This window comes from Plantibacter sp. T3, from assembly GCF_902506515.1.
GTDB lineage: Bacteria > Actinomycetota > Actinomycetes > Actinomycetales > Microbacteriaceae > Plantibacter > Plantibacter auratus.
This window is the reverse complement of sequence record NZ_LR733286.1, coordinates 1,028,289-1,050,845: the sequence shown is the minus strand read 5'-3', so window position 1 is coordinate 1,050,845 and position 22,557 is coordinate 1,028,289. Positions and strand designations below refer to the sequence as shown.

The following is a 22,557-nucleotide window of genomic DNA, read 5'->3' as shown; positions in this document are numbered from 1 at the left end:
CGAGCACGCCTCAACGTTCCGGGCACACCTCTCCCCGGTCACTGAGGCAGCGCAACCCGAGTGCCCTTCGACAAGCTCAGGGACCGAACCGGTTTCGGGCACACCTCTCCCGATCACTGAGCTTGTCGAAGTGCGCACGAGCACGCCTCAACGTTCCGGGCACACCTCTCCCCGGTCACTGAGGCAGCGCAACCCGAGTGCCCTTCGACAAGCTCAGGGACCGAACCGGTTCCGGGCACACCCCTCCCGGTCACTGAGCCTGTCGAAGTGCCCACGAGGAACCCTTCGACAGGCTCAGGGACCGGCGGGAGTCAGAATGGGGCGGGGTCCGGTTTCGTTCGATGGTGTTTGCCGTCGGGTGTCGTCCACTCGAGGACCCCGCCGGGCCCGTGGTCGAGGTTCCATCCGGGCAGATGCTTCATCCGGTGATGATGTCGGCAGAGACACGCGAGGTTACCGACATCCGTCGTCCCGCCGTCCTCCCAAGCGACCGAATGATCGAGGTCGCAGGCTCTGGCTCGTCTCCCGCAGCCCGGTGCCCGACAGGTGCCGTCTCGGAGGCGCACCGCGCGTTGCAGGTCGGCCGGGACCCGGTATTGATTCCGGCCGACGGAGAGGACCGCGCCGGTTTCCGGCTGGACGAGGATCCGGGTGAAGCTGGGCGCGTTCACCGCGATGCGCGCGGCGGTCTCCGGGTCGATCGGGCCGTACCCGTCGAGGGTAGCCGGGGCGTCGCTGACGCCGACCATGCTCAGCGCCGGCACGGTGATCTGCACAGTCGGCTTGATGTGGCCCTGGACCTCAATGGGGTGCGGGAGCACCGGGCTCGACATCAGGTCGTCCGGGGTCACTCCGGTGAGCGCGAGCGCCGCGAGGGCGTCGGCCTGCAGCTGCGCGCACGTGCGGGTGTCCCCGGCCTGGCGCGATTCGGCGGCGGCTGCTTCGACGCGCTCGATGATGCCCTGGGCGATCGGTGCGGTGGTGAAGAGGTGCACCCACGCCATGCCGTCGGCGGCCGGTTCAAACTCGACGCGGCGGTCGGCCTCTGAGCGGACCGCTCGGGCCGTGATCGATTCGGGGTGGAGACGTTCGCGCAGGACGCGGGCTCGCCTGCGGAGGTTCGCGTTGGTGGACTCTTCCGCGACCTGTAGTACCTCAGCGAGGAACGCCGCCCGTCCTGCGGTCGGCACGTCGCTGAGTTGGTCGATGATCGTCTGCGCGTGCCGGGCCGAGATGCGCCCGGCCTCGAGGGACGCGAGCACGGCGGGCGCGTCGTTCACGAGGCGCTCGGCGTCGTTCGTCGCCCGCTGCACGGTCCGCTCGGGCATGCGGGTTGCCATCGCGAGGGCCGCGCACGTGGAGCGGCGCGACAGGGCCAGTCGCTCGGCCGGCGGGTAGATCGCCGGGACGACCGAGTCGGCGAGGGCGTCGGCATATGCGGCGGAGCGAGCCAGCAAGCGTGCCTCCCGTGCGTCGAGCGCCGCTCGCAGCCGTTGGATCTCCGCGTACTCGTCCGAGAACTCCGCGAGCTGCGCGGCGTAGTCATCGCCAGCTCGAACTGCGGAGGTGGTGGTCTCGGTCATGACTTCAGTCCACCATGGACCACTGACATTCCAGATGCTGAGTCGAAGCGGTTGTGGAAGTTGATCGTGGGCCCTTCGGCAGGCTCAGGGACCGGAGGAGGCATACCGGATTCGCAGGGTTCACCCGCAGGCACTTCGACAGGCTCAGGGACCGGCGAGGGTCGCTCAGGGACCGGAGGGGGTTGCTCGGAGACCGGAGTGAATACGGGTGCACCTCTTCCGGTCACTGAGCTTGTCGAAGTGCCTACGAGTGCCCTTCGACAGACTCAGGGACCGGAGGGGGTTGCTCAGGGACCGGAGTGGGTTGCTCACGGACCGGCGAGGGTTGGCCAGGGACGGGCGAGGGTTCTCAGGGACCGGCGAGGGTTGCTCAGGGATCGGAGGGGGTCCGCAGCTCCCGGGCCGCTTACCGGCCCATGAGCGCCTTCACGACCTCGACCGCGGCCGGTCCGTCGAGCGACGGATGGCCCGCCCACTGCCCGCCGGTGACGGATATCTCCGTCTCCGGCAGCACCACCGTCGTGACGATCACCGCGGCGACACCGGTCTCGACCGTCGCACTGTAAGCGGTCCCGCCAGCAGCCTCGATGGTCGCATCCGGGATCGGCGTGAGCCCGGCGGCGGCGAGCTCATCGGCCGACAGTGCCTCGCTCGACTCGGGCGAGACGACGATCTCCACCGAGCGGATGTCCGCCGCATCGATCGTCCCCTCCGGTGCCTCCCAGCCACAGACGGTCCCGTACTCGTCCGCTCCGTTGTCCTCCCGCGCGACGAGCCCCTCGATGTACGGCGCGACGGCCGCTTCCACCGCCGCGCAGTCGACCTGCAGGGACGATCCGTCTCCCGAGCCCCCGCTCGAGGAATCCGCCGGCACCGACGCAGCGGGCGACGCACTGCCGGCGGAGCCGCCACCGGGCCCACCGCCACCAGTGCACGCCGACAGCGCAAGCACGATCGTTCCGGACACGAGAAGCGGCAGTCCCGCCCGCTGCAACACACGCATGATGTCGACGATATGGGTTCCGGAGTAGTGTCCGGAAGAGACCGACGGGAGCAGCGCGATGAAACCGACGACCCCCACCGACAGCGATCACGGCGACCACACTGCCGACCACACCACGGACCGCGACTGCGTCATCGCGGGTGGCGGCCCGGCCGGCATGGTGCTCGGCTACCTCCTCGCCCGGTCCGGCCTCCGCGTGACCGTGCTCGAGAAACACGCCGACTTCTTCCGCGACTTCCGCGGCGACACGATCCACCCGTCGACCATCACCCTGCTCGGCGAGCTCGGCCTGCGCGAGCGGTTCCTGCGGCTGCCGCTCAACCGACTGCAGACGATGGACGCCGTGATCGACGGCCTGCGGATGACCATGGTCGACTTCCGCACCCTGCCAGCACCCGACCGCTTCCTCGTCCTCGCGCCGCAGTGGGACTTCCTGAACTTCCTCGCCGAGGAAGCGGCCGCACTGCCGAACTTCGAGCTCCGCCTCCGCACGGAGGCGACCGGCCTGATCGTGGAGCAGGGCCAGGTCCGTGGCCTGCGCGCGACCACGACGACCGCCCACACCCCGGCGACCGAAACCGACCCGGCGACCAGCACCTCCACCGACATCGACATCGAGATCCGAGCCACCCTCACGGTCGCGGCGGACGGACGCACCTCGGCACTCCGCGACGCGGCCGGACTCATCCCCGACGAGAGCGGCGTGCCGATCGACGTCCTGTGGTTCAGCCTGCCGAAGCCGGCCGACCCGCCGCCCCCGACCCTCGCCTACCTCTCGCCGCGCGGCATGGTGCTCACGATCGACCGGGGTGACCGGTACCAGTCCGGCATGGTCATCCGGAAGGGCGGCGCGGAGCTGCTCCGAGCCGAGGGCCTGCCGGCGCTCCGCCGCCGGATCGTCGATGCCGCGCCCGTCCTGCGTCAGGTGGTCGACACCCTGACCGACTGGGACCAGGTCAAGCTCCTCTCAGTCCAGCTCAACCGCCTCGACCGCTGGCACCGCCCGGGCTTCATCGCCATCGGCGACGCCGCGCACGCGATGTCACCGATGTTCGGCGTCGGGGTCAACTACGCGATCCAGGATGCGGTCGCCCTGTCCAACGCGATCGCCGACCACCTCGCCGCAGGGGACGCACCGTCCGGGGTCCTCGCGGCCGTCCAGCGTCGACGCGAGCGGCCGGTGAGGATCATGCAGCGCATCCAGCGAGCGGGGCATCGGGTGATCTCCCGCACGACCACGGGCGACCGCATCGCGCCGCGGTCGGTGATCCGGCTGATGCGGCTCGCCGGACCCGTCGTCCGACCGCTTGCGGCGAGGTTCATCGGGATCGGTCTCAGACCCGAGCACGTCACCACCCCGAAGCGCGAAGCGGAGAAGAAGCGGGCGCGGAGCCTCAACCTCCGACGACGGGACGGCCGCTTGTCGTAACGTGGACGCCGCAGACGCGACCTGAGCGTCTGCGCCGGCGCTGCTCCTCAACCTGGCGCCGGCGCGGCTGTGGGGCGTCGCTTCCGCCACGCCCCACAGCCGCCACCCGGCATTCCCGACCACTGCACCTCACTCGTAGCGGAGCGACTCCACCGGATCGGCCTTGGCGGCACGGGCGGCGGGCAGGGTGCCGGCGAGGAACGCGATCACCATGACGACCAGGACGATGATCCCGAGCGACACCGGGTCGAACGCGATGAGGTCGAGGCCCGGCAGGTCGGCGAGGAGCGATCCGGACAGCGCGGCACTGATGCCGGTGCCGGCGAGCACCGCGATACCGACGCCGATCGCACTGCCGAGGAAGCCGATGAACGCGGCCTCGAGGCTGAACAACCCGAAGACCTTCCCGCTCCCCATCCCCATGGCCTTCATCAGCCCGATCTCGCGGGTGCGCTCCTGCACGGACATGAGCAGCGTGTTCACGATTCCGAAGCTGGCCGCGAGGAGGGCGATGATCGCGAAGGCGTTGAGGACGAGGACGATACCGTCGATCACCGTCTTGATGGTGCCGAGCTGGTCCGCGACGGTCGTGCCGGTGTAGCCCGCGTCGGCGAGTCGGTCCTTCAACGCCGTGACCTGCTCGTCGGTGGCGTCCGCGCTGAACCGGATGGACGCCTGCGCGTACCGGTCGACTTGGTCGGACGGGACGCCGATGTTCTGCGTCTCGTAGAGGAGGTCGGTGAGCGCGGCGTTCGGCACGATCGAGGCGCCGGTGGGCGAAGCGAGACTCTCCTCGGCGACTCCGACGACGGTCGCGTCCACGGTGTGCTGCGTGCGCTGCGCATCCGTGATCGCGACCGTGACCGTCTGCCCGACCGCGTCGGCGTCGCTTCCGAAGCCGAGCGGTTCCACGTAGGACGTGGGGAGCACGAGCTGGAGCGTGTCGGTGTCGTCGTCGGGCTGTGCACCGTCCACCAGCGTGACGCTCTGCCCGGAGATGAGCCCACCGACACCGACGACGTACTTCGTGCCGCCGCCCGCCTCGATGTAGTCGGTCGAGATCGACTTCACGGCCTGGACGTCGAGGACGCCGTCGATCCTGCCGAGCTCGTCGAGGTCGGTCGGTGTCAGGGCGACGACGGTCGATCCCGGCGCGCCGGCACCGGTGGCGGCGACCGCGTCCGGGTCGTACTCCTTCGGCCCGCTCGTCGCCGCACCCAACCCGCCTGCGGTCTCGGACGTCTTGGTGACGGTCATCGTGTCGGACGCGCCGACGCTCGACACCGTGTCGTCGATGTAGGCGTTGATGCCCGTGCCGAGCCCGTTGGTGAGCGTGAGCGTGAACGCCCCGACGAAGATCGCCAGGATGGTCAGGATGGTGCGGGTCTTGGACCGGAACGTGTTCGCGACGGCGGTCCCGATGAGGTCGACGGTTCTCATGCGGCCACCGCCTCGTCCTCGACGAGCAGTCCGTCGCGGATGAGGATCCGCCGATCGCAGCGTGCCGCCAGCTCCTCGTCGTGCGTGACGACGATGAGGGTGATGCCGCTCTCCCGATTGAGGGAGAAGAGGATGTCCTCCACGACGGCGCCGGTCGCCGTGTCGAGGTTGCCGGTCGGCTCGTCGGCGAAGATGATCCGCGGGTTGTTGACGAGCGCGCGGGCGATCACCGTCCGCTGTTTCTGCCCGCCGGAGAGGTTCACCGCACGGTTCCGCGCCTTGTCCTCGAGCTGGAGCTGCGCGAGTGCGGCGAGCGCCCGGCGACGTCGGTCACCGCGGCGGACGCCGGCGATCTTCATCGGGAGCAGGACGTTCTCGAGCACCGTCGCGTTGGCGGTGAGGAAGAACTGCTGGAACACGAACCCGAAGGTCTTGTTCCTGGTCGTGTTGAGGCGGCGACCGCGGAGGGTGCTCGTGTCGACCCCTTCGAGCTCGACGGTGCCGGAACTCGGTGCGTCGAGGAGCGCGAGCACGTGCATGAGCGTGGACTTGCCGGAGCCGCTCTTCCCGACGATCGCGACGCTCTCGCCGGCGTGGATGTCGAAGCTCACCCCCTTCAGCGCGTCGAACCGGTTCTGACCGCGACCGTAGGAACGCCGGACGTCCCGGACCGAGATGATCGGCGGCGCTGTGGTGCTCTGCATGGTGTCTCCTCGTCTGGGGCCGGGTGCTCCGGCTCCACTCCAGACTCGCGGCGTCGTCCGTCCGACGCGTCCCCCACCGGCGGACACCCGTGTACCGCGTCCGTGGTACCGCGGAATGCCACGTGCGGAGGAGTCGCCGGGCGCCGGTTCCCGGCAGACTGGGCCCATGACCTCCGCGACGCAGGATCACCGGGTGCGCGATCCGCGTCGGAGACCTCCGGCGTGGGTGCACGACGTGGTCGCCGCGGTCCTCATCATCGCCTCGGCGTTCATCCCGTTCCCCAATGCGGAGTTCCGGCCGGGCAGCCCGCTCGTCGTCGCCCTGGTCGTCGCGCCCGCGCTCCTGCTCCCGCTCCGCCGACGTTGGCCGATCCCGGTGCTCGCTGCCGTCATCGCCTGTTACGGTGCGGCGGCGATCACGGGGACCCTCGCTCCCGGTGTCGTGATCGCGGCCGCGATCGCGATGTTCGGGGTGGCCGTGCGCTCTGCACGTCGGACGACCCTGATCACGGCCGTCGCGACGATGGTCGCCGTCGCCCTCCTCAGCCTGCTGGCATCGATCGGCAGCTTCGATCCGCGGACGGTCCAGTTCGCGGTGATGATCGCGTTCGCTGCCGCAGCCGGCGACGGGACGCGATCACGCCGCGCGTACATCCTGGCGATCACCGAACGCGCGGAGCGGGCCGAACAGACCCGCGAGGCCGAGGCGAGGCGTCGGGTGACCGAGGAGCGTCTCCGGATCGCACGCGACCTCCACGACACCGTCGCCCATCAGATCTCGGTGATCAGCCTGAACGCCGGGGTGGCGTCGAGCTCCCTGGAGTCGCGGCCGGAGAAGGCGAAGGAGGCGCTCGTCTCGATCCGCCGGGCGTCACGGACGGTGCTCGGCGAGATCGGTGACCTGCTCGAGGTCCTGCGCAGCGACAGCGACGACGCTGGCGCGGCCTCCCGTGGAACGCTGCCGCAGCCGGGGCTCGACCGACTCGACGCATTGATCGCCGAGTTCACCACCGCAGGCCTCGACATCACGACACGGATCGACCCCGACGCACCAGAGCTGTCGACCGCCACGGACACGGTCGCGTACCGCGTCGTCCAGGAGGGGCTGACGAACGCACTGAAGCACGGTCCGGAGCGTCGTGCACACGTGCTCGTGGAGGGCGGCGACGGAAGGATCGTCGTCAGCGTGAGCAATCCGACGGCCCCCGGCGTCCCGCGTGAGCAGGCCGACGCGGCGCCGACCACCGGGCACGGACTCCTCGGCATCCGCGAGCGCGTCGCCGCCGTCCGCGGGGCCGTCGACGTCGGCGCGACCCCGGGCGGCTGGCGGTTGTCCGCGAGCCTCCCGACCGGCGAACCGATGCACGGAGACACGCCACACCCCGAGGAGTCCCCCGCATGACCACCGTGCTCGTCGTCGACGACCAGTCGCTCATCCGCCAGGCGGTCGCCGACATCCTCTCCTCCGAGGCCGACCTCGAGGTCGTGGGCGAAGCCGTGGACGGCGCGCAGGCGGTGTCACTCGCGCGCGAGTTGCGACCGGACGTCGTGCTCATCGACATCCGCATGCCCGTGCTGGACGGCATCGGTGCAACCTCGGCGATCTGCGCCGACCCCGAGCTCGCGGACACCCGGGTCCTCATCCTCACCACGTTCGAGGAGGACGAGAACCTCATCGCGACCCTGCGCGCCGGTGCGAGCGGGTTCATCGGCAAGGGCTCGGAGCCCGAGGAGATCGTCCGCGCCGTGCGCGCGGTGCACGCCGGAGACGCACTCCTGTCCCCCGCGGCGACCCGGAGTCTCATCACCAGGTACGTCGTCGCTGCGGACGAACCGACGAGCCCGCGCCAGGTCCCCACCGAGCTGGCGCTCCTCACCGAGCGGGAGCTGGAAGTGTTGCTCCTCGTGGCCCGCGGACGCTCCAACCAGCAGATCGCCGACGACCTCGTCATCTCACCGCACACCTCGAAGACCCATGTGAACCGCATCATGACGAAGGTCGCCGCCCATGACCGCGCCCAGCTCGTCATCCTCGCGTACGAGAGCGGCCTGCTGCGGCCGGGCACCGACGACTGAACCGGTCGCTCAGGGAGCAGAGGAACTCCGAGCGCAGAGGATACGACAGCCGACGGACATCCTCAAGCGCGAACGGCGGATCGCTCTCGACCGTACCCTCGTCCGGGTAGACGAGACCCGAACCGTCTGTACCGATGCAGCTCCCTCAGCCTGGCGTCGGTGTGGTTGCGGGGCGAGGCCACGGCCCGCCCCGCAACCGCGCGGAGCCGGTACTGTCGTCGTGTCCACGTCGCCGCTCGGCACCGGGACCCAGCAGACGAGGAAGCACGATGGCCGGATCCCCCACAGCCCGACAGTCGGCGAGCACGCTGCCGGCCCTCACGCCCGGGCCGCACCGCCGCCACCTCGGCCTGATCTCCATCGTCGCCTGTTTCGGCGGCCTGCTCTTCGGGTACGACACCGGCGTCATCAACGGCGCACTGCGACCGATGACCGCGGAGCTCGGCCTCACCCCGCTCACCGAGGGTGTCGTGACGAGTTCACTCGTCTTCGCGGCCGCCGTCGGTGCGCTGCTCGGCGGGCGGGTGTCGGACGCCTGGGGCCGACGTCGGAGCATCATCGTGCTGGCCGTCCTCTTCTTCGTCGGCACGCTGGTCGTCGTCTGCTCACCGAACGTCGAGCTCCTCGTCGCCGGTCGCATCCTTCTCGGTCTCGCCGTCGGCGGTGCCTCCGCCGTCGTCCCGGTCTACCTGGCGGAGCTCGCCCCGTACGAGATCCGTGGGTCGATCACCGGCCGGAACGAGGTCGCGATCGTCCTCGGACAGTTGTCGGCCTTCGTGATCAACGCGGTCATCGGCACCGTGTTCAGCGAGCACACGAGCGTCTGGCGCATCATGTTCGCCGTCTGCGCCCTCCCGGCGGTCGCGCTGTTCGTCGGCATGCTGCGGATGCCCGAGTCACCGCGGTGGCTCGTCGACCACGGTCGCCGCGAGGACGCCCTGGACGTCCTGCGGACCGTCCGCTCCGACGACCGCGCCATCGCCGAACTCGCGGAGGTGGAGGCGTCCATCACCGCGCAGCGCGACCAACACCGGATCGGGCTCGGGGCCGTCCTCCGCAACCCGTGGCTCGTGCGCATCCTGCTCGTCGGTGTCGGCGTCGGGATCGCCCAGCAGCTCACGGGGATCAACTCGATCATGTATTACGGGCAGACCGTGCTCGTGGAGTCGGGCTTCGACGAGAGCGCCGCACTCATCGCCAACATCGCGCCCGGTGTCATCGCCGTCGTCGGCGGCTTCATCGCCCTCACCTACATGGACCGACTCGACCGACGGAAGACGTTCGTCATCGGCTTCTCGCTCACGACCGCGTGCCATCTACTCATCGGCTTCTCCTCGATGGTGCTCGAGCCGGGCGACCCGATGCGTCCCTGGGTCATCCTGTTCCTCGTGGTCGTGTTCGTCGGCTCCATGCAGACGTTCCTCAACGTGGCGGTCTGGGTGTACCTCGCCGAGGTCTTCCCGCTCCAGATGCGCGGCCTCGGCATGGGTGTCTCGATCTTCATGCTCTGGGTCGCAAACGGGTTCCTGGCGCTGTACTTCCCGTCCCTGGTCGACGGCCTCGGCATCACCGGGACCTTCTTCCTGTTCGCGGGTGTCGGCGCACTCGCGCTCCTCTTCGTCGCCACCCAGGTACCCGAGACGCGTGGGCGGAGCCTCGAGGCGCTCGGTGAGGACGCGTCGACCGGCGCGATCTTCACCCGGAAGCGGTGACCTCCGACTAGCCGGTGAGGTGGTCGATGAGGATCTTGACACCGATGAGGATCAGGATGACTCCACCGGCGATCTCCGCCGGCTTACCGAAGCGCTGACCGACGCGACGGCCGATGAAGACGCCCAGGAAGGCGAGCACGAACGTCGTCAGTCCGATGAGGACGACGGCTTCGAGGATCGAACCGGGCAGGAACGCGAGCGTGATGCCGATGGCGAGCGCGTCGATGCTCGTGGCGAGCGCGAGGATGAGGAGTCGCCAGACGTCGATGCGGTCGGAGTCGACCTCGGTGTCCTCGTGGCTCGAGAACGCCTCCCAGAGCATCTTGCCGCCCACGAGGGCGAGCAGGCCGAAGGCGACCCAGTGGTCGACCTCGGTGATGTACCGCGCGAACTGCGTGCCGAGGAACCAGCCGACGAGCGGCATGACCGCTTGGAACAGGCCGAAGGTGCCGGCGATCACGAGCGCGTGGCGCACGTTGAACCGCCGCATGTGCAGGCCCTTGGTGAGGGCGACGGCGAAGGCGTCGGCGGAGACACCGAGCGCGATGAGGAGCAGCGGCCAGAACGTCATGTCGCGAGGTCTTCCTGTGATGCGTCCTGGACGCGGAGATGCGTTCGGGCGCCATGCCGCGAGGACCCGTCAACGTTGCCAGCGCGGTGCGGCGGCGGCAAGCCGAGACGCCCGATTGCCAGCGTTTCGCCTCGCCTAACGCGGCTGTTCGGGCGACCGCGAGGCTTGCTCGATACAGCGTTTCGTGTACTGTCGTTCGCGTGACCGACACCATGACACCGACCGCGACCCTGACGCACACCGCCGCACTCGCGAGGCTGGGGCACGCCCTGTCCGACGAGACCCGGGCACGCATCCTCCTGACCCTCCGCGAGGCACCGGCCTTCCCCTCCGACCTCGCGGACGCACTCGGCGTCTCCCGACAGGTCATGTCGAACCAGCTCGCCTGTCTCCGCGGCTGCGGCCTCGTCGAAGGCGTCAAGGAAGGACGCAACACCTGGTACCGCCTGGCGGACAGCCACCTGGCGCCGGCGCTCGACGACCTCCTCCGGCTCGTCCTGGTCGTCGATCCCGCCTGCTGCTCGGGTGAGAGCTGCACCTGCGCGTGAGCACCGTCGGCCTGCCGAGCCCCCGTCTCCGCGCCCAGCTGAGCCCCGCCAGACGCGCGACGCTGCAGCGCCGGATCCGCTGGATCGTCGCGGCGACCATCGCCTACAACGTCGTCGAGGCCGTCATCGCCCTGTCGGCCGGGACCGTCGCCTCATCGGCAGCCCTCGTCGGCTTCGGTCTCGACTCGATCGTCGAGGTCCTGTCCGCCGCCGCGGTCGCCTGGCAGTTCTCGAGCCCCGATCCCCATCGTCGGGAGCGGGTCGCCCTCCGGGTGATCGCCCTGTCGTTCTTCGGCCTCGCCGCGTTCGTGAGCGTCGACGCCGCCCGCTCGCTGCTCGGGTTCGCCGAGGTCCAGCACTCGACCGTCGGCATCGTCCTCGCGGCGGTCAGCGTCGTGATCATGCCGGCGTTCTCGCTGTTCGAGCGCCGGACCGGCAAGGAACTCGGCTCCGCCTCCGCCGTCGCCGACTCGAAGCAGACGCTCATCTGCTCCTACCTGTCGGCCGCGGTCCTCATCGGGCTGGTCCTCAACAGCACCCTCGGCTGGGCCTGGGCGGACGGCGTCGCCGCCCTCGTCATCGCCGGCTTCGCGGTCCGTGAGGGCGTCGAAGCCTGGCGTGGAGACGCGTGCAAGCGGCCGGTCTCATCGCTCACCTCGGAGAACGCGGACACCTGCGACTGCTGCTGAGCACGCGCACCTTCCCACACGGCCGGGATACGCTGCTGGCATGCCTGCCGCCGACGACGCACCCGACGCTCCCGACATCGAAGCCCTCCTCGCCGCAGCCGCGGACGACCGCTCGAACGCCCCCGCGTTCCTGACGGCGCTCCTCGAGAGCACCGTGATCGTGGCGGGGACCGTGACCGACGACGGCATGGCGACCCTGGCGGACCTCCTCGACTCGGACGGCAGCTCGGTGCAGCCGTTCTACACCTCGAAGGCGCGCTTCCAGGAGACCCTCCAGGTCGTCCCGTCGTTCGAACAGCACCTCCTCGCCCTCCCTTGCCGCGTCCTGTGGCAGATGACCCGAGGCGCGAGGCTGGTCCTGAACCCGCATTCCACGCACGGCAAGGAGTTCCTCCCGGGCGAAGTCGCCCAGCTGCTCGACGGCGAGGCGGTGCTCACACCACGCGTCGTCGAGCGCGAGACCGAGGTCATGGTGGGACAGCCGGCTCGCATCCCGCCAGGGATGACCGAGACGCTGACCGCGGTCCTCGCCGAGTACGGCGAGGTCGACGAAGCGGTGCTGGGCTGGAAGGTCACCCCGCAGGAGGGCGGCACGTTCGACGAGTGCTACCTCCTCGTCATCGTCGGCGCCCCGACCGCCCGTGAGACGATCAGCGGTCCGCTCGCACGCGCCCTCGCGACGTACTCGGCGAGCGTGCCGATCGACGTCATGTACGTGGCGCCTGGCGCGAAGCATCTCCTGACCAGTGTCCCGCCGTTCCATCGCCGCAAGCGAGGGCTGTTCCGGCGACGATGAGCAGTGGGCTGAGTCGAACGGTGCCCGCGATCGCACGTGGCGCACGCGTCCTCACGATCGCCGCGCTGCTGGGCGTCCTCACAGCGTGTAGCGCGCCACTGTCGGGGGTGCCCACCGGGACTCCGACCGGATCCGCACCGAATGCATCAGCGGCTCTCCCGCCCCCGCCGACGTCCGCCTTCCCGGGGCTCGCCTGCGACGCGCTCGTCCCGGACGCGGAGGTCGCATCCTTCCTGGGCGCCGCAGCCGCGCCGCAACCGCTCACCGTCGACGACGCCCCGGTCCTGCAGGACGGCGGGACCGTCTGCGCCTGGGCCGACGAAGCGGCCGACACCTCATTGACCGTCCGAATCGTCGGAGACGGCGTCGACCACTGGGCCACCTTCAACCACTGGTACGAGCACACCGACTGGAGCGCGAGCGTCGGCGAGATCAACGGGACGATGTGCTCGGACGGCGCCTGCTCCGTCCACGCCCTCGACGGCGAGCGGTTCATCGAGGTCGATGCGACGGGGGTCGACGATCCGGCAGGGACGCGCACAGAGGAACTGGCTCGCGCAGCGCTCGCGGCAGCCCCGGTTCCGGCGCCCGCCGCACCCCCGTCGTCGGCGCCCACCTCGCGCTCCTGCGCCACGGCGCTGCCGGTGGACACCGCGGCGGCACACCTCGGCACAGCCGCCACCGGCGCGAGCTACGTGAGCACCGCGACACCGAGCTACCACCTCGTGCAGGACTCGCTCCAGCGGATCGGCGGGCTCGACTGCCGACTGCTGTCCGCGGACTCCCGCGAGCTCGTCCGGTTCACGGTGCTCCCCGGAGGCGCGTGGGTGCTTCGCGAGGACAGTCCGGTCGGCGCCGTGGATGCGGCCGGGAGCGAGCACTCGTCGCACGCTCGACGTGGGGACGACTGGGTGCGTCTGCAGGCCCCCGGGGCGAGCGAGGAGACGACTCGGGCCCTGCTGGCCGAGCTGCTCGGCTGAGCTCGACGTGCGCTAGAACACCGGCCGGTCCGCGATGGACACGAGGACCGCGGCGATCACGGTCACGGCGGTCAGCGCGATGGCGACGACCCACTGCATCCGAGGCACCGCGCGTCGGATCACGAGGACCAGGTGCGCCAGGAGCGCCAGCACCGCCACCGCGGCGACCACAGTGCCGACCACCGCCGGCTCGAACACCGCGACCTGTTCCGTCGCGATGCCGTCGGCACCCGGCGCCTGGTACCAGATCATCGTGGTCTGCGTCGCCGCGACCAACAGGCCGAGTGCGGCCATCACGAGCAGGGCTGACGCTACGAGGATCCGTTGGACGCGGGACATGCCCCCAGTATGCCGACCGCCGGTCGCACACGGGCGAACGCCCCACCCACGGATCGTGGGCGGGGCGTTCGGTTCGTTCGATCCGGACGGGTGTCGATCCCGGCTCAGTGTCGATCCCGGCTCAGGGTCGATCCCGGCTCAGGCGTTGATCCCGGCTCAGGCGTTGATCGGCTGCGGGTGGTCGGTCGTGGAGTCGACGGTGATCTTCCGCGGCTTCGCACGCTCGCTCACCGGGATGATCACGGAGAGCACACCGCTGTCGTAGGACGCGGTGATGCCGTCGAGGTCGACTCCCTCGCCGAGGGTGAACTGCCGCAGGAAGTGGCCGCCACCGCGCTCGCGTGCGAGCCAGCGGACACCCTCGCGGCTGTCGGCCGTGCGCTGGGCACGGATGGTCAGCTGACCTCCGTCGACGTCGACGTCGATGGATCCGGGGTCGATGCCGGGGAGGTCGGCGACCATCATGTACCGGTCGCCGTCACGGAAGAGGTCCACCGGCATGGGCCGGGGTGCGCGCACGGAGTCCAGTACGGAGGCCGCGAAGCGGTCGAGCTGGCTGATGGGATCGAGGGTCATTGCCATGGGTGTTCTCCTTCCCTGTCGCCCGATGACGGATCGGGCTCATCGATTGTCAGTGCCCGGAAGTCACAGACCCGGTGGTTCGGATCTGCACTTCGTGGTGTAGATTTTTTATACATCCGAAACCTGATCCATTGCAACCCGTTCAAAGGAAACCTCAAGCATGGCCGATCGTGACGGCGCGACACCCGTGTACGGCATCGCCGTCGCAGCCCAGCTCGCCGGCGTCCCGGAGGCGTCCCTGCGGCTCTTCGAGAGCAAAGGCCTCCTCACCCCGTCCCGGACCGAGGGCGGCACCCGTCGCTACAGCGAGGACGACATCAAGCGACTCAAGCGCGTCACTGACCTCCGCGACGACGGCGTCAACCTCGCCGGCATCGCTCGCGTGCTCGATCTCGAGGACATCAACCAGGGACTCCGAGACCAGCTCGACACCGACCAGGACTGAGCGTCGGGTCGATCCCACCGCCGGCAGGTGGCAGCATGGAGGGATGAGCCTGCAGCGAAGCACTCCGTCCGCCCAGCACGTCGACGCCGCCGGGATCGAGGCGTTCATCACGGCCCTCGAGCACACGCCGAACGTCGAACCGCACAGCCTGATGCTCCTGCGCGGCGGGAACGTCGTCGCCGAGGGCTGGTGGGCGCCGTACTCGGCTGATCGGGTGCACCTGCTGTACTCGCTGAGCAAGAGCTTCACCTCGACCGCCGTCGGCCTCGCCGTCGAGGAGGGCCTGCTCGGACTCGACGACACGATCATCAGCCACTTCCCGGAGCTCGACACCGAGATCACCGACCCCCGCAGCCGCGCCATGCGCGTGCGACACGTGCTCGCGATGGCGAGCGGCCACCGCGAGGAGACGATCATGCGGGCCGCTGCGATCGACCCGACGAACCTCGTCCGCGGCTTCCTGCTCCTCCCGCCCGACGAGGACCCGGGAACCGTCTTCGCGTACAACCAGCCCTGCACGTACACGGCCGCGGCGATCGTCCAGCGCGTCACAGGCGGGACGCTCACCGACTACCTGCGACCGCGGTTGCTCGAGCCACTGGGTATCGGCGAGTTCGACTGGCAGCAGGACGACGAGGGCTTCGAGCTCGGGTACAGCGGCCTGCACGCGACGACGGAGGCGATCGCCGCACTCGGTCAGCTCTATCTGCAGGGCGGCGCCTGGGATGATCGGCAGCTGCTGCCGGCCGCTTGGGTCGCCGAGGCGACACGATCCCACATCGCGAACGGCGACGACCCTGAGTCGGACTGGGCGCAGGGGTACGGGTTCCAGTTCTGGATGGCCCGTCACGGGTTCCGCGGCGACGGCGCCTACGGCCAGTACTGCGTCGTCCTGCCGGAGCACGACGTGGTCCTGGCGATCACCGGGCAGAGTCTCGACATGCAGGCCGTGCTGAACGCCGCGTGGGAGCACCTGCTGCCGGCGTTCAGCACCGGCGAGGCCTCCGACGCGGAGCGCGGTGCGAGCACAACCGCCGATCAGGCGTTGCTCGAACGCCTGGCGGGGCTCGCCCTGCCGCCGCTCGACGTGTCGGACGAGACCGGCGCGGCTTCGTCACTGCGCGAACTCGTCGGACGGACGTTCGCGGCCGCCGCCGGCACCGGCCTGGCGCAGCTGACGGCGCTCGAGGTGACGGCGGGCGAGGGTGACGACACCGTGCTGGTCGTGCACGAGGGCGACGACCGGGTGGAGCTCGTCCCCGGTGTCGGCGCGTGGCGGACGCATGGACCGATCACGGCGAGTGCCGCCTGGGGCACGGGCGGCGAGGACGGAGCGCGGGTCCTCCGCGTCGACGCGATCTTCATCGAGACACCCCACCGCATGCACCTCGAGATCGACCCGGCGTCCGGCACCTTCGACGCCTGGTGGGAGACGACGCCGCTCCGGACCTCCCGTCTCGCCGAGGTGCAGCGGCCCAGCGCGGTCATCGCAGGCGGAGGCAAGTCGTCCTGGTGAGCTGACGCGCGCTCACGCCCGTCGACAAGCTCAGGGACCGGAGTTGTTCTGGACAGACCTCCCCCGGTCACTGAGCAGACCTCCCCCGGTCACTGAGCAGACCTCTCCCGGTCACTGAGCCTGTCGAAGTGCCCACGAGGACACCTCGTCCTTCCGCATGCGGGTCGACGGGGACTGTTGCACTGCAACCCGGACGCGCCTCCCACTACGCTCTGACCAGCGCCGTCACGACGAGGAGACCGCATGCGAGCCGTACGCATCACCGCACCGAACGAGGCCACCGTCCTCGAGCGACCGGATCCACCGCCTGGACCGGGTGAGGTCCTCATCCGGATCGAGCGCGCCGGACTCTGCGGCACCGACGTGGCACTCTTCCGCGGCACCATGCCGTACCTCGCCGACGGACGGACGACCCTGCCGCTCCAGCCCGGCCACGAGTGGGCCGGCCGAGTGGTCACCGTGGGCGACGGCGTCAGCCGTGTGGGGCCGGGCGACCTCGTCACCGGCGACACGTTCATCGGGTGCGGCGCATGCGCTCGCTGCGCCGCCGGACACCACCACCGCTGCCCCGACCACCTCGAACTCGGCGTCCTCGGCCAGCTGGACGGCGCACTCGCGGAACTCCTCGTGCTCCCCGAGCGGGCCGTACACCGCCTCCCACCCGGTGTCGATGCGGACCTGGGCGCGATGGTCGAGCCGGCGTCGTGCTCGCTTCGCGGCATCCGACTCACCGAGACCGGCCCGGGCGACCGCGTGCTCGTCTGGGGCGCCGGGACCCTCGGCATGTTCGCCGCCCTGTTCGCCGCGGACGCCGGCGCCGAGGTGGCCGTCGCCGCGCGCCGCGAATCCGACCGGGACTTCGCCACGGGGTTCGGCCTCGAGACCCGCGACCCCGCGACGCTCGGCGACGAGCGCTTCGACGTGATCATCGAAGCGACCGGCTCAGCCGAGGTCACGCGTCGGCTGCTCGACAACGCCACCGTCGGCGTCCGCATCGCGCTGCTCGGGGTCCCCGACGGTGACGTCGGACTCCCGTCGGGCAGACTCATCGCCCTCGATGCCGCCGTCCACGCGGTGCTCGGCGGCTCGGCCGAGATCGACGAGGCGGCACGACGGTTTGCGCTCATGGGTGACCGGATCCGCCGACTCATCGGCACCGTCATCACCCTGGACGAGGTGCCGCGGGTCCTCGCCGAGGGACTCCCCCGCGCGAGCTCCGGCGGACCGAAGACGCAGATCCATCTCTGAGCACCTCGCCGAAGCGATGCCCTCAGGCGATGGAGGCCCGGGCGGCACGTGCCATCACGACGACGATCACGAGCTGAACGGCGAAGAGGACGGCGGTCAGCACCGCTGCGGTCATCGCCGTGGGTCCGCCTTCGAGCGGCGAGACGCCGGGGATGAAGCCGATGCCGAACACGATCAGCGCGTCGAGCAGGAACGTGGCGGACACGAGAGCTGCGAGCATGCGCGAATCTTCGGTGCGGCGCGTGGTTTCGTAGATCGTGGTCATGAAAAGTAATATATCAAACAACCAACTGAAATAAAGGTGTGAAATTCTAGTAAGTGCAGTCAGGTGCGGCGACTCCCGCCTACGAGCCCTGGCGGGGATCAGACCGAGGAGCGCTCCACGAGGTCGATCGGGATCGTGGTCATCTCCGGCACTTCCTCTCCTGCGATGAGGCGGTGCAGGGTCTCGACGAGCAGCGCACCCTTGTCCGCCGTGTGCAGGTCCACGGTCGTCAACGCCGGGTAGGCGTCCACGGCGAACACGTTGTTGTCGACCGCGGTCATGGCGATCTGCGCCGGCACCGGGATCCCCCGGTCTCGAAGCACCCCGAGCGCTCCGGTCGCCATCTGCGCCGACGCCGCGAACACTGCATCGACCTGCCGGCCGTCCGCGAGGAGCCGTTCCATCGCGCGCGCGCCGCTCGTTGGCGTGAAGTCACCCTCCTCCTCGGGTCCCGGCTTGAGTCCCGCCTCGAGGAGGGCGCGCCGCCACCCGGCACGGCGGTCGATACCGGCCGCGGTGTCGAGCGGGCCGGTGATCGTGGCGATGCGGGACCGACCGGCCTCCACCAGACGCCGGGTCGCCAGGGCGCCCGCCTCCACGTTGTCGACGTCGACGACATGTCCAGGTGGCGTCGTCTCCTCGAGCGCCCGCACCCCGAACACGACCGGGAGGGACGTCGACAGCTTCGCGTACGCCTGCATGCTCGTGTGATGCGAGAGGACGAGCGCGCCGTCCACGTTGCCGCCGGTGAGGAACCGACGGGTCTTGTCCGGGTCGACGTCGGATTCGATGAGCAGGGTCAGCGTGTAGTCGGTCGACGACGCGTACATCGCAGCACCCTGGATGACCTCGGCGAAGTAGGGGTCGGCGAAGAACTCGGCGGTGCGTTGCGGGATGACCATCGCGATCGTCTGCGCACGCCGACGCACGAGGCTGCGTGCCGCGCGGTTCGGGACGTAGTGCAACTGCTCGACGGCGGCGGTCACCGACGCGACCGCCTCCGGTGTCACCTGGGAGGACCCGTTGATGACGCGGGAGGCGGTGGACTTGGAGACGCCCGCGAGCGCTGCCACCGCGATGAGCGTGGGGACGGTGGAGTCCGTCTCGGTGTCGATGGTGTGTCTCCTCAGTCGTGCCGGTGTGAAGACACTGTATGCGGCGCAGGCGTCATCCCTTGACCGCGCCCTGCATGATGCCCGCCACGAGCTGCTTCCCGGCGAGGACGAAGAGGATCAGCAGCGGGATCACCGAGAGCACCGCGCCGGCGAGCACGAGCGAGTGGTCCGGGGTCTGCCCGCCGCTCGCACTCAGGGCCGCGAGCGCCGTCTGCACACTCGGGTTCCGCGGACCGAGGACGAGGAGTGGCCAGAGGAAGTCGGTCCACGCGGCCATGAAGGTGAAGAGCGCGAGGACGGCCATCGCCGGCCGGGCGGCCGGCAGCGCGACATGCCAGAAGGTGCCCCACATCGACGCGCCGTCGACGCGCGCGGCCTCGATGAGCTCGTCGGGGATGACGTCGACGAGGTACTGGCGCATGAAGAACACACCGAACGCGGTCACGAGCCCCGGCAGGATCACCGCCTGGAGCGTCCCAACCCACTCCCACTCGGCCATGAGCATGAACAACGGGATGATGCCGAGTTGGGTGGGGATCGCCATCGTGGCGATCACCGCGAGGAGCAGCCCGTTGCTGGCCCGGAACTTCAGCTTCGCGAAGGAGTAGCCGGCGAGGGTCGAGAAGAACACCACCGAGACCGTGATCGCGCCCGAGATGATGACGCTGTTCGCGAGCGCCTGCAGGAACGGGGCGGTCTCGAACACCTTCGCCGCGTTGCCGAGGAAGTTCGGGCCGGGGAGGACGGCGGGCGGCACGAGGTTCGTGTCGGAGGACTGCCGACTCGAGATGACGAACGACCACCACAACGGGAACGCCGAGATGGCGAAGAACCCGATGAGGATGGCGTAGGTGAGGATGCCCGGCCGCTCGTGGTCCTTGCCCTTGCGGTACCGCGGGGCCTCCGTGGTCGCGGTCGGTTCGGTCCGCGTGCGTTCCATCAGGGTGCTCATGCTCGTCCGCCTCGCTGGTCGGTGGTGCTCGTGGTCGTCGAACGCGAGCGGGCCGGGCTGGTGCTGACGGACCGCGTCGTGATGAGGGTGTCGCGCACCTTCGGGATCCGCACCGGACGTGCGTCGTTCGTCCGGATGGCCCTGGTGATGGCGAAGTTGATCAGGCCCGCGAGGATGATCACGAGGAACAGGATCCAGGCGGTGGCGGATGCTCGACCGAAGTCCCGCCTCGGGAAGGCGAGCTCGTACAGATACAGGACGATCGTCTGGAACTGCCGGTCGGATCCGCCGTTGCTCCGGGGATCGAACAGCTTCGGTTCCGTGAAGATCTGCAGCCCGCCGATCGTCGAGGTGATGACGACGAAGATGAGCGTCGGGCGGATCATCGGGATCGTGATCGACCAGAACCGTCGGAGCTTGTTCGCGCCGTCCAGCGCGGCGGACTCGTAGACGTCCCGTGGGATCGCCTGCATCGCAGCGAGGAGGATGAGGGCGTTGTAGCCGGTCCACCGCCAGTTCACCATGCTCGCGATGGCGACGTGCGAGGGGAAGACGTCGAACGCCCACCGGATCGGGTCGAGCCCGAAGAGTTCGAGGAGGCCGGCGACCGGTCCGTGGTACTGGTTGAAGATCTGCAGGAAGATGACCGCGACGGCGACCGGCGCCACGATGTACGGCAGCAGGATGCTCATCCGCCAGAACGTGCGTCCGCGGAGCGTCTGGTCGAGGAGGGCGGCGATCAGCGTCGCGATGACGAGCTGCGGCACCGCCGAGAGCAGGAAGATGCTGATGGTGTTGCCGAACGCGTTCCAGAAGAACGGGTCCGAGAGGACGGAGACGTAGTTGTCGAGTCCGACGAAGTCGCCCTGGCCCTTCAACAGATGCCACTCGTACAGCGACACGTTGAAGGTGTAGACGATCGGGAAGATGCCGATGAGGGCGAAGAGGATGAAGAACGGCGCGATGTACAGGTACGGCGAGGCGCGGTAGTCGAAGCGGTTCAGCTTCTGTCTGAACGTCAACGCGGCAGGTGGCCGGCGGACGGTTGCGGTGCTGGTCATGTCTCTGCCAATCCGGGAGAGGGAGCGGGAGGGGTGCCGGGGCGTCCGCGTGCGAACGGACGCCCCGGCGAGCTGCGTCGGAGAGGAGGTCAGCCGACGAGCTGGTCGAGCAGCTTGAGCGCCTCGTTCCAGGCGGTGTCACCATCGGTGATCTCGCCCTGGCTCACCCGGTCGAGGATCGGACCGAACACGTTGTCCTGGATGTTGGAGTCCTCAGGACCCTTCACCTGCGCCACGACCCCCTCCGACCGCGCGGCGAAGATCTCGCCCACCGGCGCGTCGTTGAAGAACGGGTTGGTGGAGTCCTTCACGAGCTCCTGGCCGTCGAGCGTGCTCGGGAACGGACCGGCGAGTTCGAACGATGCGGCCTGCGCCTCAGGGGATGCGAGCCAGAGGGCGAGCTCGGCCGCCTCCTCCTTGTGCTCGGAATTCTCGGCGACGCCGAGGAACGCACCGCCCCAGTTGGCAGCGCCGCCGGGCATCACGTCGGCGAAGTCCCAACCGCTGTCGGTCGTGCCCTCGTCGTAATAGCCCTGCACGATGCCGAGCATCCAGCTCGGGCACATGTAGGTCGCGAACTTGCCCTCCTTGGCCTCCGGGCCGACGTCCCAGCCCGGAAGACCGGCACCGAGCCCGGCCTGTTCCGCCTCGACGATCTTCGCGAACTGCGCCTTCAGCACGTCGTTGCCCTCGATGTTCAGGGTCTCGCCGTCGGCCTTGTAGTAGCCCTCCTCCTGCTGGTTCACGAAGGAGTTCCAGAAGAACCGGGGGCTGTGATAGAACGCCTTCCCGGTGGCACCGACGTACTCCTCACCGACCTCGAAGAAACGGTCCCAGGTCGCGTCCTCGCCGCCGAAGTACGCAGCGACCTCGCTGCGCTCGCTCGGCAGACCGGCTGCCGCGAACAGGTCACCGCGGTAGCAGATGCCCTGCGGTCCGATGTCGAGACCGGCGCCGATCACGCGCCCGTCGGCGTCCGTGCCCTGCTCGTACTTCCAGTCCAGCCAGGTGTCCTTGACGTCCTCGATGCCGTAGTCGCGAAGGTCGACGAAGGAGTCGCTGACCTCGGAGATGGTTCCGAGCCAGCCCTCCTCGATGGCCACGACGTCGCTGAGGCCGGTTCCGGCGGCGATCTTGGCGTAGGCGTCGTCGCGCGCTGCTCCACCACCCTCCAGGTTGGTGGCCTCGATGGTGATGTTGGGGTGCTCCTCCATGTACTGCTCGTAGTTGGCGTCGACGCCCATGGTGCCGAACGTGGTGACCGAGAGGGTGATCTTCTCGTCTCCGCCACTGCCGACGGGGGAACTGCACCCCGAGGCCAGGACGGCGAGGATCGATGCCCCCGCGATGGATGCGGCGGTGATGCCGCGGCGTTTGCTGTTCACAGTCACTCCTTTGTGTGTGCGCTTCGGTGTCGGCCGGCCACCCATCCGGGATCCGCGGCGCGACGCCGTGGGAACGTTCCCACGGGCATGCAGGACACACTAAGCGCTGGGTTGGACG

General features: G+C 69.5%; 23 protein-coding genes. 11 read left to right on the top strand and 12 right to left on the bottom strand.

The annotated features are described in order from the left end of the window. Window positions 1–311 precede the first annotated feature (311 nt). Window positions 312–1,583, bottom strand: coding sequence for an HNH endonuclease signature motif containing protein (locus tag GV015_RS05130; RefSeq protein ID WP_159877048.1), 1,272 nt, complete (start codon window positions 1,581–1,583; stop codon window positions 312–314). A gap of 406 nt (window positions 1,584–1,989) precedes the next feature. Continuing rightward, on the bottom strand, window positions 1,990–2,586 hold the full coding sequence (locus GV015_RS05125) for a hypothetical protein (RefSeq protein WP_159877046.1): 597 nt from the start codon (window positions 2,584–2,586) through the stop codon (window positions 1,990–1,992). A gap of 58 nt (window positions 2,587–2,644) precedes the next feature. Here GV015_RS05125 and GV015_RS05120 point away from each other — a divergent pair, with 58 nt between their 5' ends. Continuing rightward, window positions 2,645–4,015: an FAD-dependent oxidoreductase gene (locus GV015_RS05120; RefSeq protein WP_159877044.1), complete on the top strand. Its 1,371-nt coding sequence runs from the start codon at window positions 2,645–2,647 to the stop codon at window positions 4,013–4,015. 129 nt (window positions 4,016–4,144) lie between these two features. Here GV015_RS05120 and GV015_RS05115 read toward each other — a convergent pair whose 3' ends face one another. Further along, window positions 4,145–5,455: an ABC transporter permease gene (locus GV015_RS05115; protein ID WP_159877042.1), complete on the bottom strand. Its 1,311-nt coding sequence runs from the start codon at window positions 5,453–5,455 to the stop codon at window positions 4,145–4,147. Beyond that, window positions 5,452–6,159: an ABC transporter ATP-binding protein gene (locus GV015_RS05110; protein WP_085511157.1), complete on the bottom strand. Its 708-nt coding sequence runs from the start codon at window positions 6,157–6,159 to the stop codon at window positions 5,452–5,454. The genes GV015_RS05115 and GV015_RS05110 overlap by 4 nt, the downstream gene beginning before the upstream one ends. A 166-nt stretch (window positions 6,160–6,325) precedes the next feature. Here GV015_RS05110 and GV015_RS05105 point away from each other — a divergent pair, with 166 nt between their 5' ends. The 3 genes from GV015_RS05105 (at window position 6,326) to GV015_RS05095 (ending at window position 9,947) form a co-directional block, all read left to right on the top strand. Next, complete coding sequence (locus GV015_RS05105; protein ID WP_159877040.1) at window positions 6,326–7,561, top strand: sensor histidine kinase; 1,236 nt, start codon at window positions 6,326–6,328, stop codon at window positions 7,559–7,561. After that, window positions 7,558–8,235: a response regulator transcription factor gene (locus GV015_RS05100; RefSeq protein WP_159877038.1), complete on the top strand. Its 678-nt coding sequence runs from the start codon at window positions 7,558–7,560 to the stop codon at window positions 8,233–8,235. The genes GV015_RS05105 and GV015_RS05100 overlap by 4 nt, the downstream gene beginning before the upstream one ends. Window positions 8,236–8,504: 269 nt before the next feature. Next, complete coding sequence (locus tag GV015_RS05095) at window positions 8,505–9,947, top strand: sugar porter family MFS transporter (RefSeq protein WP_159877036.1); 1,443 nt, start codon at window positions 8,505–8,507, stop codon at window positions 9,945–9,947. A 7-nt stretch (window positions 9,948–9,954) separates the two neighbouring features. On the opposite strand, the gene GV015_RS05090 is transcribed toward GV015_RS05095, so the two are convergent. Further along, entirely contained in the window at window positions 9,955–10,518 is a 564-nt protein-coding gene (locus tag GV015_RS05090; RefSeq protein WP_159877034.1) for a manganese efflux pump MntP family protein, read from the bottom strand. 212 nt (window positions 10,519–10,730) lie between these two features. Here GV015_RS05090 and GV015_RS05085 point away from each other — a divergent pair, with 212 nt between their 5' ends. From GV015_RS05085 to GV015_RS05070, 4 genes are read left to right on the top strand one after another with little or no spacing between them, the layout of a single operon-like run. Then, window positions 10,731–11,066, top strand: coding sequence for a helix-turn-helix transcriptional regulator (locus GV015_RS05085; protein ID WP_085511700.1), 336 nt, complete (start codon window positions 10,731–10,733; stop codon window positions 11,064–11,066). Then, window positions 11,063–11,755, top strand: coding sequence for a cation diffusion facilitator family transporter (locus GV015_RS05080; RefSeq protein ID WP_236555332.1), 693 nt, complete (start codon window positions 11,063–11,065; stop codon window positions 11,753–11,755). Before GV015_RS05085 ends, GV015_RS05080 begins: the two co-directional genes overlap by 4 nt. Window positions 11,756–11,795: 40 nt before the next feature. Beyond that, window positions 11,796–12,551, top strand: a complete 756-nt coding sequence (locus tag GV015_RS05075; protein WP_159877032.1) for an enhanced serine sensitivity protein SseB C-terminal domain-containing protein — start codon at window positions 11,796–11,798, stop codon at window positions 12,549–12,551. Window positions 12,552–12,571: 20 nt separating this feature from the next. Continuing rightward, on the top strand, window positions 12,572–13,531 hold the full coding sequence (locus GV015_RS05070; RefSeq protein ID WP_159877030.1) for a hypothetical protein: 960 nt from the start codon (window positions 12,572–12,574) through the stop codon (window positions 13,529–13,531). Between the two features lie 12 nt (window positions 13,532–13,543). On the opposite strand, the gene GV015_RS05065 is transcribed toward GV015_RS05070, so the two are convergent. Together GV015_RS05065 and GV015_RS05060 are read right to left on the bottom strand one after the other, a co-directional pair. Continuing rightward, window positions 13,544–13,870, bottom strand: coding sequence for a hypothetical protein (locus GV015_RS05065; RefSeq protein ID WP_159877028.1), 327 nt, complete (start codon window positions 13,868–13,870; stop codon window positions 13,544–13,546). 156 nt (window positions 13,871–14,026) lie between these two features. Continuing rightward, window positions 14,027–14,452 carry an Hsp20/alpha crystallin family protein gene (locus GV015_RS05060; RefSeq protein ID WP_159877026.1) on the bottom strand — a complete coding sequence of 142 codons (426 nt, stop codon included), beginning with the start codon at window positions 14,450–14,452 and terminating at the stop codon, window positions 14,027–14,029. A 160-nt stretch (window positions 14,453–14,612) separates the two neighbouring features. Here GV015_RS05060 and GV015_RS05055 point away from each other — a divergent pair, with 160 nt between their 5' ends. The 3 genes from GV015_RS05055 to GV015_RS05045 all read left to right on the top strand — a co-directional run bounded on the left by GV015_RS05055 (window position 14,613) and on the right by GV015_RS05045 (window position 17,661). Continuing rightward, complete coding sequence (locus GV015_RS05055) at window positions 14,613–14,897, top strand: MerR family transcriptional regulator (protein ID WP_159877024.1); 285 nt, start codon at window positions 14,613–14,615, stop codon at window positions 14,895–14,897. 43 nt (window positions 14,898–14,940) lie between these two features. Then, window positions 14,941–16,413 (top strand): serine hydrolase, encoded by a 1,473-nt coding sequence (locus GV015_RS05050; protein WP_159877022.1) that lies wholly within the window; start codon window positions 14,941–14,943, stop codon window positions 16,411–16,413. Window positions 16,414–16,656: 243 nt separating this feature from the next. Further along, window positions 16,657–17,661, top strand: a complete 1,005-nt coding sequence (locus GV015_RS05045; protein WP_159877020.1) for a zinc-binding dehydrogenase — start codon at window positions 16,657–16,659, stop codon at window positions 17,659–17,661. 22 nt (window positions 17,662–17,683) lie between these two features. Here GV015_RS05045 and GV015_RS05040 read toward each other — a convergent pair whose 3' ends face one another. The 5 genes from GV015_RS05040 to GV015_RS05020 all read right to left on the bottom strand — a co-directional run bounded on the left by GV015_RS05040 (window position 17,684) and on the right by GV015_RS05020 (window position 22,445). After that, entirely contained in the window at window positions 17,684–17,926 is a 243-nt protein-coding gene (locus GV015_RS05040) for a hypothetical protein (RefSeq protein ID WP_159877018.1), read from the bottom strand. Window positions 17,927–18,024: 98 nt separating this feature from the next. Further along, a complete protein-coding gene (locus GV015_RS05035; RefSeq protein WP_236555331.1) occupies window positions 18,025–18,999 on the bottom strand; it encodes a LacI family DNA-binding transcriptional regulator in 975 nt (324 codons plus the stop codon). 94 nt (window positions 19,000–19,093) lie between these two features. Further along, window positions 19,094–19,993, bottom strand: coding sequence for a carbohydrate ABC transporter permease (locus GV015_RS05030; RefSeq protein WP_159877015.1), 900 nt, complete (start codon window positions 19,991–19,993; stop codon window positions 19,094–19,096). Beyond that, a complete protein-coding gene (locus GV015_RS05025; RefSeq protein ID WP_138946001.1) occupies window positions 19,990–21,054 on the bottom strand; it encodes a carbohydrate ABC transporter permease in 1,065 nt (354 codons plus the stop codon). The genes GV015_RS05030 and GV015_RS05025 overlap by 4 nt, the downstream gene beginning before the upstream one ends. An 89-nt stretch (window positions 21,055–21,143) precedes the next feature. Then, window positions 21,144–22,445 (bottom strand): extracellular solute-binding protein, encoded by a 1,302-nt coding sequence (locus GV015_RS05020; protein ID WP_159877013.1) that lies wholly within the window; start codon window positions 22,443–22,445, stop codon window positions 21,144–21,146. Between the last annotated feature and the right edge of the window lie 112 nt (window positions 22,446–22,557).

What these genes read in the sequence shown, in the direction of transcription:
- GV015_RS05130 (WP_159877048.1), bottom strand. Translation starts at nt 1,583, where the DNA reads ATGACCGAGACCACCACCTCCGCAGTTCGAGCTGGCGATGACTACGCC.
- GV015_RS05125 (WP_159877046.1), bottom strand. Translation starts at nt 2,586, where the DNA reads ATGCGTGTGTTGCAGCGGGCGGGACTGCCGCTTCTCGTGTCCGGAACG.
- GV015_RS05120 (WP_159877044.1), top strand. Translation starts at nt 2,645, where the DNA reads ATGAAACCGACGACCCCCACCGACAGCGATCACGGCGACCACACTGCC.
- GV015_RS05115 (WP_159877042.1), bottom strand. Translation starts at nt 5,455, where the DNA reads ATGAGAACCGTCGACCTCATCGGGACCGCCGTCGCGAACACGTTCCGG.
- GV015_RS05110 (WP_085511157.1), bottom strand. Translation starts at nt 6,159, where the DNA reads ATGCAGAGCACCACAGCGCCGCCGATCATCTCGGTCCGGGACGTCCGG.
- GV015_RS05105 (WP_159877040.1), top strand. Translation starts at nt 6,326, where the DNA reads ATGACCTCCGCGACGCAGGATCACCGGGTGCGCGATCCGCGTCGGAGA.
- GV015_RS05100 (WP_159877038.1), top strand. Translation starts at nt 7,558, where the DNA reads ATGACCACCGTGCTCGTCGTCGACGACCAGTCGCTCATCCGCCAGGCG.
- GV015_RS05095 (WP_159877036.1), top strand. Translation starts at nt 8,505, where the DNA reads ATGGCCGGATCCCCCACAGCCCGACAGTCGGCGAGCACGCTGCCGGCC.
- GV015_RS05090 (WP_159877034.1), bottom strand. Translation starts at nt 10,518, where the DNA reads ATGACGTTCTGGCCGCTGCTCCTCATCGCGCTCGGTGTCTCCGCCGAC.
- GV015_RS05085 (WP_085511700.1), top strand. Translation starts at nt 10,731, where the DNA reads ATGACACCGACCGCGACCCTGACGCACACCGCCGCACTCGCGAGGCTG.
- GV015_RS05075 (WP_159877032.1), top strand. Translation starts at nt 11,796, where the DNA reads ATGCCTGCCGCCGACGACGCACCCGACGCTCCCGACATCGAAGCCCTC.
- GV015_RS05065 (WP_159877028.1), bottom strand. Translation starts at nt 13,870, where the DNA reads ATGTCCCGCGTCCAACGGATCCTCGTAGCGTCAGCCCTGCTCGTGATG.
- GV015_RS05060 (WP_159877026.1), bottom strand. Translation starts at nt 14,452, where the DNA reads ATGGCAATGACCCTCGATCCCATCAGCCAGCTCGACCGCTTCGCGGCC.
- GV015_RS05055 (WP_159877024.1), top strand. Translation starts at nt 14,613, where the DNA reads ATGGCCGATCGTGACGGCGCGACACCCGTGTACGGCATCGCCGTCGCA.
- GV015_RS05050 (WP_159877022.1), top strand. Translation starts at nt 14,941, where the DNA reads ATGAGCCTGCAGCGAAGCACTCCGTCCGCCCAGCACGTCGACGCCGCC.
- GV015_RS05045 (WP_159877020.1), top strand. Translation starts at nt 16,657, where the DNA reads ATGCGAGCCGTACGCATCACCGCACCGAACGAGGCCACCGTCCTCGAG.
- GV015_RS05040 (WP_159877018.1), bottom strand. Translation starts at nt 17,926, where the DNA reads ATGACCACGATCTACGAAACCACGCGCCGCACCGAAGATTCGCGCATG.
- GV015_RS05030 (WP_159877015.1), bottom strand. Translation starts at nt 19,993, where the DNA reads ATGAGCACCCTGATGGAACGCACGCGGACCGAACCGACCGCGACCACG.
- GV015_RS05025 (WP_138946001.1), bottom strand. Translation starts at nt 21,054, where the DNA reads ATGACCAGCACCGCAACCGTCCGCCGGCCACCTGCCGCGTTGACGTTC.